The organism is Streptomyces sp. NPDC127119 (assembly GCF_042677425.1).
Taxonomy (GTDB): Bacteria; Actinomycetota; Actinomycetes; order Streptomycetales; family Streptomycetaceae; genus Streptomyces.
This window is the reverse complement of the sequence record NZ_JBHXTO010000017.1, coordinates 99,941-109,980: the sequence shown is the minus strand read 5'-3', so window position 1 is coordinate 109,980 and position 10,040 is coordinate 99,941. Positions and strand designations below refer to the sequence as shown.

Annotated in this window: 6 protein-coding genes; 1 reads left to right on the top strand and 5 read right to left on the bottom strand. The window is 70.7% G+C overall.

All coding sequences use genetic code 11. The features are described from left to right. Positions 1–101 precede the first annotated feature (101 nt). A complete protein-coding gene (locus tag ACFVH5_RS11305) occupies positions 102–1,313 on the bottom strand; it encodes a nuclear transport factor 2 family protein (RefSeq protein WP_385833291.1) in 1,212 nt (403 codons plus the stop codon). Positions 1,314–1,408: 95 nt separating this feature from the next. Between ACFVH5_RS11305 and ACFVH5_RS11300 the strand changes: the two genes are divergently transcribed. Continuing rightward, positions 1,409–2,329, top strand: a complete 921-nt coding sequence (locus ACFVH5_RS11300; RefSeq protein WP_385833290.1) for a LysR family transcriptional regulator — start codon at positions 1,409–1,411, stop codon at positions 2,327–2,329. Positions 2,330–2,349: 20 nt separating this feature from the next. Here the strand turns inward: ACFVH5_RS11300 and ACFVH5_RS11295 are convergent, their stop codons facing one another. The 4 genes from ACFVH5_RS11295 to ACFVH5_RS11280 are packed head-to-tail and all read right to left on the bottom strand — an operon-like array spanning position 2,350 to position 9,984. Then, on the bottom strand, positions 2,350–5,382 hold the full coding sequence (locus ACFVH5_RS11295) for a glycoside hydrolase family 2 TIM barrel-domain containing protein (RefSeq protein ID WP_385833289.1): 3,033 nt from the start codon (positions 5,380–5,382) through the stop codon (positions 2,350–2,352). A gap of 49 nt (positions 5,383–5,431) precedes the next feature. Then, a complete protein-coding gene (locus ACFVH5_RS11290; protein WP_385833288.1) occupies positions 5,432–8,176 on the bottom strand; it encodes an alpha-mannosidase in 2,745 nt (914 codons plus the stop codon). A gap of 48 nt (positions 8,177–8,224) precedes the next feature. After that, positions 8,225–9,031 (bottom strand): carbohydrate ABC transporter permease, encoded by an 807-nt coding sequence (locus tag ACFVH5_RS11285; RefSeq protein ID WP_385833298.1) that lies wholly within the window; start codon positions 9,029–9,031, stop codon positions 8,225–8,227. Positions 9,032–9,078: 47 nt separating this feature from the next. After that, positions 9,079–9,984, bottom strand: coding sequence for a carbohydrate ABC transporter permease (locus ACFVH5_RS11280; protein ID WP_385833297.1), 906 nt, complete (start codon positions 9,982–9,984; stop codon positions 9,079–9,081). Positions 9,985–10,040: the final 56 nt, after the last annotated feature.

Sequence of the window (10,040 nt, the reverse complement as noted above, 5' to 3'; positions counted from 1 at the left end):
GCCTCTGCTGGAGGAGCCGCCGGGCGGAGACCTGTGGGCGCTGCGGCCCGCGGCCGAGCAACTGGACTCGATAACGGGCTGAGGCACCGGGGTCCGGCCGCTCAAGAATGCCGGTGGTAGGCCTTGTTGGCGATGCGCCACCGGTCGTCGACGCGGACCAGCAGGAACACGTCGGTGAAGGTGTCCGGGCCGTGCCGGAGCGTCATCGTCGCGGTCGCGACGGTGCCGTGGACGTCGACGGTGTCGATGCGACGGGAGCGGGCCGGTTCGTCGGGCGCCAGCCGGCCGTCGAAGAGCGCGCAGTACTCGTCCAGCGGCCATGAGACGAACACACCGTCCCGTACGCCCTCGATGTGGGCGCTGGGGAGGAACGCGGCGCGGAAGTGGCCGGGGTCGCCGGTGGCGTGTCCACATATGTAGGCGCGGAGCGGGGCGAGCACGGAGTCCGCCACCGCCGGGGCCGTGGCGGCGACGGCGATGTCGGCCTCCGGGCCGCCGGGAGTGTCGGCCAGGCCGGACATACAGCGCAGCGGGGTGCCCGAGGCGGCCGCCAGCAGATCCATGTCCTTGGCCAGCGCCTCGATCGTGAAGTCGGCCCTGCCGACGGCTGAGGCCGTGGTCGTGCCGGAAGCCGAGGCCGTACCCGAGGCCGTGTCGGCTGCCGGCTCGCTGCCGAGGAAGGAGCGTTTGCGGGCCACGAGCCCGCCGAGGTGGCCGAGTTCGAGGACGTCCAGGGCCTGGGTACGGGAGAGGCCGAGGGCGTCCGCCTGGTGCAGTGCGTCGCGCAGTGCGAGGACGGCCCCGGCCAGGCTGCTGTTGGCGATCAACTTCAGTGCGGCGGCGGTGGAGGCGTCGCCGACACGTCGTACGGTGCCCAGCGCCTCCAGAACCGGCCGGGCCCGATCGAGCGTGTCCGGGGCGGCGGCGGTGAGGAGCTGCAGGGCACCCGCGGCGACCGCGGGCACGGAGCCGAGTACGGGCGCGTGGATGTAGGAGGCGCCGAGACGGCGGGCCAGCTCGGAGGCCTCCGCCGGAGCGATGGTGCCGAGGTTCACCACCACCGTGTCGGCCCGCAAGGAGTCCTGGACCGTGTCGAGGACCTGTCGGCAGGCCGGGCCGTCGAACAGTGCGAGAAGTACGAGATCGGCCTTCGCCACGGCCTCGTGCGGATCGCCCGTCGTGTCGAAGGAGCCCGACGTGCGCCCCGAGCGTGTCCAGCCGAGGACCTGCCGGCCCTGTGCGGCGAGTCGTGTCGCGACGGCTTCGCCCATGCGTCCCAGGCCGAGGACGGCGATCGTGTGCTGTGCGGTCATGCCTGTCACCGTGCTGCACCTCGTGGCCTGCGACAAGCGCAGATCCAGCAGGTCTGCCCTGCGACAGCCGCATACCACCTGGTCATACTGGTCCCATGGATCTGACGGTGTGGCGGACCTTCGTGACGGTGTGTCGGCTCGGGTCGCTGTCGGCGGCCGCCGGCGAGCTTCACCACACGCAGTCGGCCGTCTCCCGGCAGATCGCCGGCCTTGAGCGGCAGCTCGGCGTGTCCCTGATCGAGCGTCATGCGCGGGGCGTGCGTCCGACGCCCGCCGGTGAGGTGTTCCGGGGCCACGCCCTGGCCACCCTCAACGAGGCGGACCGTGCCGTCCGCGCCGTACGGGACGTGCGTGACGGGGTCGCAGACCGGCTGCTGGCGATCGGCGCGCCGCCGTCCCTGGCGGCAGGGCTCGTCCCCGAGGCGATCCGGAGCCTGCTGGAAGTGGCCGGACCCGTGCGGTGGAGCCTGCGGCCCGGCCTGAGCGCGCAACTGCACCACCGCGTGATCACCGGCGACCTCGACGTCGCCGTCGTCACCGACGCGCCGCCCGGACTGCCCCATGACCCGCGCGTCGACCGTCGCTTCCTCGGTCTCGACGACATGGTCGTCGTCCTGCCTGTCGGCCATGCGCAGGCCGGAGCCGGTCCGGTGCGCATAGAGGCACTGGCCGATGAGACCTGGGCCGAGGACAACGACGGCTCGGCGGCGCTGCTGCGCCAGCACGCCGCCCGCGCCGGGGTCGCCGCCCGCATCGACCTCAACGCGGCCGATCTGCCCGGGAAACTGGCCCTGGTCGCGACCGGCCACGCCATCGCGCTGATCCCCGGGGTACTGACGGGTGCGCTGCGGACCGACGTCACCACCGTGTCCCTCGTCGACCCGCCGACCCGCGGCCTCTACACGGTCACACCACGACGTGACCCCCACCCTTCCGCGGCGCTCCTCCACGACCGGCTCGCCGCGGCCTTCGGCGCACTCCGCACGAGCCGAACCGCGCAGCGGCCCACCATGTGACGGTGGGCCGCTGCGGAGCCTCAGTCCGTCGCCGACAGACGCAGCCTGATCGTGCGCGCTTCGGGGCGGAGCGCGAACTCGGGCCACACGTCCGGTCCGCACGAGCGCGAGCCGAGCCCGTGCTGGGCCGCGTCGATGATCAGGTGACTCGTCGTGGAGCCACCGAGCTCGAAGGGGTGACGTGCGAGGGCGATCTCCTGGGGGGTGTGACGGCTGAGCGTGAATCCGGGGCGACGCCCGCGTGTGTCGGGAAGAGCCTCGACACGCAGCACCTCGCTGTCGCCGCTCGCCAGTGTGAGCCGACGCAGTCCGGAACGGTGACCGGTCTCCTGCGGGCGCGCGTACTCGACCGAGAGGTCGTCGATCGTGGCGGAGAATCTGCCCGTGCGGGCCGCGCGGAGACTGTCGGGGTACGACTCCAGCGGCCCCAGACCGAACCAGTCCGCCCCGTCCACGGCAGCCGTGCCGTCGGGCAGATCGAAGCGGAGCCCGATCCGCGGCCACACCGTCCGCCAGCCACGCGAGGGCTCGATCTCCACGCGCAGTTCCAGGGCACCGTCCTCGACCGACCACACGGACTCCACCGTCACCCAGGACGCGGAGTTCGCCGAGGAGACCTTGTCGACGGTGCGCAGGGCGTCCGAGGTCTGCTCCACGGAGACACGCCGTGTCGTGAGCCGGTCGAGACCGTCACGACGCCACAGCTCGGCGTTGGACACCCCGGCGATGCCGGCGTCGCTCTCCTCGACCCCGTCGGACGGGCTCTCGTCGTTGTCGGTCGGCGCACGGAACAGTTCCAGCCGCGGCCCGCCGACCTCGCGCCCGGCAAGGCGCGTCAGAGAGCCACCGGTGAACTCGGCGATCCCGAGCGAGAGGTCTCCGTCGCCCGGCCGCCACGCGGCCCGCGACCTGACAGCGGGCACGCGACGGGGTGCCGAGCAGTCCAGTTGGGCCGTCGCGAGCACATGGTCCGCGGGTGCCCAGGCGGTCGGCGCCGCCAGGACAGCGTCGATCGTCAGCCATGTCTCCGCGTCGTGGGCGACGGCGACCGCGGGAAGCGGCACCCGCCCCGACCCGCCCGCGGCGACGGCGGGGACTTTCAACTCGCCGGAGGCCACCGGGGTGCCGTCGTGCTCGACACGCCAGCGGAAGCGCAGGTCGGACGTGTCGGCGGTGTGCCGCAGGTTCGTGACCCCGACCTCCCCGTGACCGGATCCGTCGGCGCTGTCACCGCCACTCTGGAAAGTGAATTCGACCGGCGCAACGACCGCCTTGAACTCATGGAGGCTGGGCGTGGGGACGTCGTCGGTCAACAGCATGCCGTCCATCACGAAGTTGCCGTCGTGCACGACCTCTCCGAAGTCACCGCCGTACGCGTGGTACGGCGCCCCGTCCGGGGCCGTCGTGAGGATGCCGTGGTCGCGCCACTCCCACACGAAGCCGCCGTGCAGCCGCGGATACCGCCGTACGAGTGCTTCGTACTGGTCGAACGCGCCCGGCCCGTTGCCCATCGCGTGCGCGTACTCGCACAGCAGGAACGGCTTCGTACGCTGCCGGGCGCTCTGCGCGGGCGTGCAGTTCAGCAGCGTGGAGCGTGCGTCGTCGCTGCCGATCTGCTCGGTCTCCGGCACCGACGCGTACATGCGCGAGTAGAGGTCCGTGTACTCGCCGGTGTAGTCGCCCTCGTAATGCACCGGGCGTTCCGGGTCGCGGGCGTGGACCCATGACGACATGGCGGCCAGGTTGCCGCCGGTGCCCGCCTCGTTGCCGAGCGACCAGATCACGATGCTCGGGTGGTTCTTGTCCCGTTCGACGGTGCGCCGGATGCGGTCCAGGTAGGCCTCGCGCCACGCCGGGTCGTCGCTCGGGTTGCCCACCCAGTCGAGCTTCTCGAAGCCGTGCGTCTCCAGATCGCATTCCAGGACCACCCAGAAGCCGAGTTCGTCGGCGAGGTCGAGGAGCCGGGGATGCGGCGGGTAGTGGCTGGTGCGGATGGCGTTGACGTTGAACCGCTTCATACGGGCCAGGTCCTCGCGGGCGTGCTCCTCGTCGAAGACACGGCCACGCTCGGGATGCGCCTCGTGCCGGTTCACCCCGTGGAAGACGACCCGGCTGCCGTTGACCAGGAACTGGTCGCCGCGTATCTCGACCGTACGGAAACCCACCCGCAGCGCGACGCTCTCCGCGGCCGAGGACACGGTGGCGTCGTACAGGCGGGGCACCTCGGCCGACCAGGGCTCCACGCCAGGGACGTCGAACGGCGCCACGTCGCCCGGCGAGGCCCAGACACGCTCGACGCCGAGTTCGGGGACGCGCAGGGTGACCGGGAACGCTGCGGCGTCGGCGGTGATCTCCGCCTCGACCAGCCCCGCGCCCTGCTGGCAGCCCTGCTCCGAGCCCTGTGCGTAGCCGGTCCGCAGCCAGACGTCCTCGATGCCTCCGAGGGGCCGGGCGGTGAGCGTGACATCGCGGAAGATGCCCGGCAGCCACCACTGGTCCTGGTCCTCGACGTAACTGGCCGCCGACCACTGATGCACCCGTACGGCGATGACGTTGTCGCCCGTACGCACCGCGGAGGTGACGTCGAACTCGTGGGCCAGGCGGCTGCCGCTCGCGCTGCCGACCTCCGTCCCGTTGACCCACACCCGGAACAGCGACTCGACGCCGTCGAAGCGCAGCACCACCCGCCCGGCGTCCGACCAGTCGGCGGGGACCTCGAAATGCCGCCGGTAATCACCGGTCGGGTTCTCGTCCGGCACGTGGGGCGGGTCGATCGGGAAGGGGAACTGGATGTTCGTGTAGATCGGCCGGCCGTAGGCCCCGTCGCCCTCCAGCACCCAGTGGGAGGGCACGGGGATGCTGTCCCAGCCGTGGTCGTCGAAGCCGTCGGCCGTGAAGCCCTCCGGCCCGGACGCCGTCGGCGACAGCCGGAAACGCCAGGGCCCGTTCAGCGAGAGCGAGGGCGCGTCGGAGTGCAGCCAGGAGCGCGCCGGGCGCAGCGCGCCACGCCCTGGTGCGAGGTCCGAAACATGGGGGGAGAGCTCGGTGGACAAGAGGTCACAACTCTTTCTGTGGATCGACGGTCCTCTGGCGGAGGGGGTCCTACCGGAGTACGACCGTGCGGATCTCCCATGGCCCGAGGGCGAGTTCGAGTTCGTTCGCGGCCTCGGTACGGGAGAGGGGGCGGCCGAGCAGATCCACGGTGGTGGCCTCGGTGAACGCACCCGTCACACGCACGGTGGACGCGCTGTCGCGCAGGGCGGTCAGCCGTACTTCGGTGCCGCTGCCGGACTCGTCGTCGGTGACACGGCGGATGCTCGACACGAGGACGTCCTGCCCGTCGACGCGCAACCCGACGGTCTCCGGCGGCAGTTGGCCACCAGGGGTCCCGGTCCCACGGGTGACGAGCACATCGCACCGGAACTCCTCGGCGAGAGCCACCGCGTCCGCCCCGCGCCAGCCGGTGGCGGACGGGAGGACGGCGAAGCGGTTCTCGACGCGCATGCCGAGATCCTGCGCACCCGGCACGGGGATCTCGCTCGCCGCGGGCTCGTCGCGCAGAGGATGGATGTTGACGCTGATCGAGCCGATCGCCCGCAGCAGCGTGATGGCCAGTTCGGTGCCGTCGCCGACGAGTTCGTACTCGCTGGAGTGGTCGAGCAGGACCGTGGCAGGGCCCGCCGACACGAACGTACTGGCGGGGAAGGTCGGCAGCGGGTACTCGCCCCAGCCGCCCTCGGCGGTCAGTCCGCGTTCGGTGACGGCGAACTGTCCGGCGGACGAGGACGTGGTCACCGGCTCGGGCAGAGGTACGTGGAAGCGCAGCCGGTGGTCCGCCGACTGGTTGAGGAACGAGGTGGAGACGCGTACGAACGGTTCACCGGCCCGTACCTCCACCAGCGTCTCCACCGGGGTCGGCGCGGTCCGTCCGTCACGCAGGTCGCGGTCTCCGGAGAGGGCGACGGGCCAGGCGTAGACGCGGGTGACCCGCAGCCGTGACCGCAGCGGGCCGTCTTCGAGGACGTCGACGGTGATCTGCACCGGGTCCTGGACGAGGACGTCGTGCGCCGGGGGAGCGTAGTTGTAGCTGTCACCGCGGTCACCGCCGTCGACGAGACGTCCGACACCGCGCAGCACGGTCCCGTCGGCGCCGACGATGTCCAGCGTGCCGTCCGCGGCGACCTCGACCTCGACCAGACCGTTGGAGAGCGTACGATCCGTCGCCGTCGCGTACGAGGTCTGCGTGGGCGCGTACGCGGCCGACGCGCCGGCGGTGTCCTCGTGCGGCTCGACCCGGAACGAGGTCAGTCCGGACGCGGGGACCTCGACGGGGACGAGCGCGGTGGCCCGCGGCTCCTCCAGCGTCAGTACCCGCCACTCGCCCGGGTGCGCGGCGGCAGCGGCGGCGACCTCCTTGCGCAGGATCAGCAGGTCGAACGGCCCCCCGGCGGGGACCTCGGCGAGGTGGAAGACGAGTGACCCGGGACTGAGGTCGTAGTGGTCGATGAGGCGGCCGAACAGTTCACGGCGGTGGATACGGCGCAGCACGCGTTCGAGCTGCGAGGCGTCCATGCGCTCGTCGCTGAGGACCGTCGGTGCCTCGGAGACCAGCTGCACCGGGTGCGCCGAGCCGTCGGCGGTGGTCGCCACCAGACGCGTACCGGCGGGCGGGGCGACGACATCGACCTCGACCAGCGTCGTGCGCGCGAACGGCAGCGGGTTGGCGATCAGATGGCCGTCGCCCGGTACCAGGGCGGCGGGTTCGGCGAGCGCCGCGTCCCGGACGGCGCGCGCGGTCTGCGCGGCCTCCGCGAGACGTGCGGCGACCTGGTCGCAGGTCTCGTCGGTGCCGGAGCCGACGACCGAGTCGTGCGCGGTCGACTCGATGATCTTGTGCCAGGCGAGGGCGAGGAACCGCGAGTCGTCGCGCCGGGACCACAGGGCGTTCATGCGCTCGGCGTGGTCGATCGTGCGCTCGGCGACCGCCATCCGCTGCTTGAGGCCGAGCCGTACGGAGAGCACGCCCGGGAGGATGTTGCCGCGTGAGTGGCTGCGCAACTCCCCGGTGACGACGGTCGGCACGTCGTCGCGCACATGGTCGCGAAGGTACTCGACGAGGGTCGCCATGGTGATGGGGCGGCCCTCGCCGGACGCCCGCCGCAGCCAGGCCGCGAGGTGCGGGTCGGGCGCGTTGTGGTCGGTTCCCGCCATCGCCAGGACCGGGTCGGTGCCCCACCGGTCGGCCGTCATCTCCGCGTAGTCGCCGAGCGCGCGGCCGATACTGTCGGGCACCAGCAGCACGTCGAGGCCGTTGTCGTAGCCGTCGAAGAGGAACTCGGTGCGCACCTCGGAGCCGTCGGGCGCGCGCCAGCGGAACGCGTGACCGTCGACGGAACCGGGCACACCGCGCCACAGTGCCGCGTGCTCGATCCCGGCGCGCGCGAGGATCTGCGGCATCTGCGCGACGTGGCCGAACATGTCCGGCAGATAGCCGATCGGCATCGCGCCACCGAGGTCCGCGGCGGCGGCCCAGCCCATCTGCAGGTTGCGCACGATGGTCTCACCGGAGCAGAGGAATTCGTCGAGCAGGATGAGCCACGGCCCGACGGCGATCCGGCCCTCGCCGACCAGGGCCGCGAGCCGGTCGCGGTTCTCCGGCCGCATCTCCAGATAGTCCTCGATCGCGGCCATCTGCCCGTCGACGGTGAACCGGAAGTCAGGGTTCGACTCGGCCGTCTCCAGCACGGTGTCGAGGGCGGTGACCAGTCGGTGCCGGAACACCTGGAACGGCTCGTACCACTCCCGGTCCCAGTGGAAATGGGGCACGAAGACGGCGGAGTTGCTCATGGCGGCAGAAACCTTCTGTACGGGCGGGAGGGGATGAAGCGCGGGCGGTCACTTCAGTGAACCGGCCGCGAGACCGGTGCGCCAGAACCGCTGAAGGAGGATGAACACGATGATCACCGGCACGATCGACACCAGCGAGCCGGTGATGACGGACTGCTGGAGGAGCGGGGCCCGGGCGGTCTGGCCGTTCCACTGGTACAGGCCGAGGGTGATCGGGAACAGGGACTCCTTCTGCAGCATGACCATCGGCAGGAAGAAGTTGTTCCAGATGGCGACGAACTGGAACAGGAAGATCGTCACCAGGGCCGGTGTCATCAGCTTGAACGACACCGAGAAGAACGTGCGGAACTCGCCCGCGCCGTCCAGCCGTGCCGACTCGATCAGCTCCTGCGGTACGGCCGCGTTGGCGAAGATACGTGCCAGGTAGACGCCGAACGGGCTGACGATGCTGGGCAGGAACACCGCGAGATAGGTGTTGACGATGCCGGTCGCCGAGAACAGCAGGAACAGCGGCAGCGCCAGAGCGGTGGTGGGTACGAGGACGCCGCCGAGGATGACGGAGAAGAGGAACTCCCGCCCGCGGAAACGGAACTTGGCGAGCGCGTACCCGCACAGCGCGGAGATCAGTGTGCCCACGGCGGCGCCCAGCACCGCGTAGATCACGGTGTTGACGGCCCACCGCCCGAAGATGCCGTCGCTGCGGGTGAACAGGACGCGCAGGTTGTCGAACAGGTTGAAGTGCGAGAACGCCAGCCCGTTGGTGGTGGCCAGGTCACCCTGCGGCTTGGTGGCCGCGACGATGAGGAAGTAGATCGGCAGCAGGAAGTAGACGGCCAGCAGGAGCATCAGGGCCATGGCCGCCGTGCGGCCGGCGCGACTCTCGCGGTTCACACGTGCGTTGCTCACAGGCCGGCCCTCTTCGACGTCAGTCGCATGAATCCGAAGCTCAGGACGAAGGTGATGACGGCGATGACCACCGAGATCGCCGCGGCCTGCTGGTAGTTGTTCCCGGACGCCACCGCGTAGGCGAGCATGTTCGGCGTGAACGTGCTGGAGATGTTGGAGGAGATCTGCCGCAGCACGGCCGGCTCCGCGTAGAGCTGCAGCGTGCCGATGATCGAGAACACCGTGGTGAGGACGATCGACGGGGCGATGATCGGCACCTTGATCCGCCACGCGACGGCCCAGTTGCTCGCGCCGTCCAGCGTGGCCGCCTCGTACAGCTCCTGCGGGATCGACTGCAGGGCCGAGTACATGATGAGCATGTTGTAGCCGGTCCACAGCCAGGTGGAGATGTTCGCCGCCGACCAGAGCACGGCTCCGGGGCCGAGGAAGTCGGGGTCGAGACCGATGCCGTTGAGCAGGTCCACGACGGGGCTGAGCTGCGGTGAGTACAGGTACGACCACATGATCGCGGCGATGACACCCGGTACGGCGTACGGCATGAACGCGGTCATGCGGAAGACCGACTTGAGCTTCAGCAGGGGAGTGTCGAGGAGCAGCGCCATGATCAGGGCGACGAACAGCATGACCGGCACCTGCACGACGCCGAACAGTCCGATGCGCCCGATGCTGGACCAGAACTCGGTGTTCTCGAACACCTTCTGGTACTGCTCGAAGCCGCCGAAGCTCGTGTACGAGGTGCCGTACTGGCCTCCGGTGCGGTGCACGGCACGGAAGCTCTGCCAGAGCGCGTAGCCGACCGGTACCAGGTAGAACAGCACGAACGGGACGAAGAAGGGGAGCAGGAACGCGGTGATGGTGCCGGCCCGGGGGCCGGCGCCCGCGGGGAGTAAGCCGGGGGGCAGCCGAGGGGTGAGAACAACCCACGGTAGCGGAGCGGTTCAGGGGATTAAGAGTTGAC

What these genes read in the sequence shown, in the direction of transcription:
- ACFVH5_RS11305 (WP_385833291.1), bottom strand. Translation starts at nt 1,313, where the DNA reads ATGACCGCACAGCACACGATCGCCGTCCTCGGCCTGGGACGCATGGGC.
- ACFVH5_RS11300 (WP_385833290.1), top strand. Translation starts at nt 1,409, where the DNA reads ATGGATCTGACGGTGTGGCGGACCTTCGTGACGGTGTGTCGGCTCGGG.
- ACFVH5_RS11290 (WP_385833288.1), bottom strand. Translation starts at nt 8,176, where the DNA reads ATGAGCAACTCCGCCGTCTTCGTGCCCCATTTCCACTGGGACCGGGAG.
- ACFVH5_RS11285 (WP_385833298.1), bottom strand. Translation starts at nt 9,031, where the DNA reads ATGGCCCTGATGCTCCTGCTGGCCGTCTACTTCCTGCTGCCGATCTAC.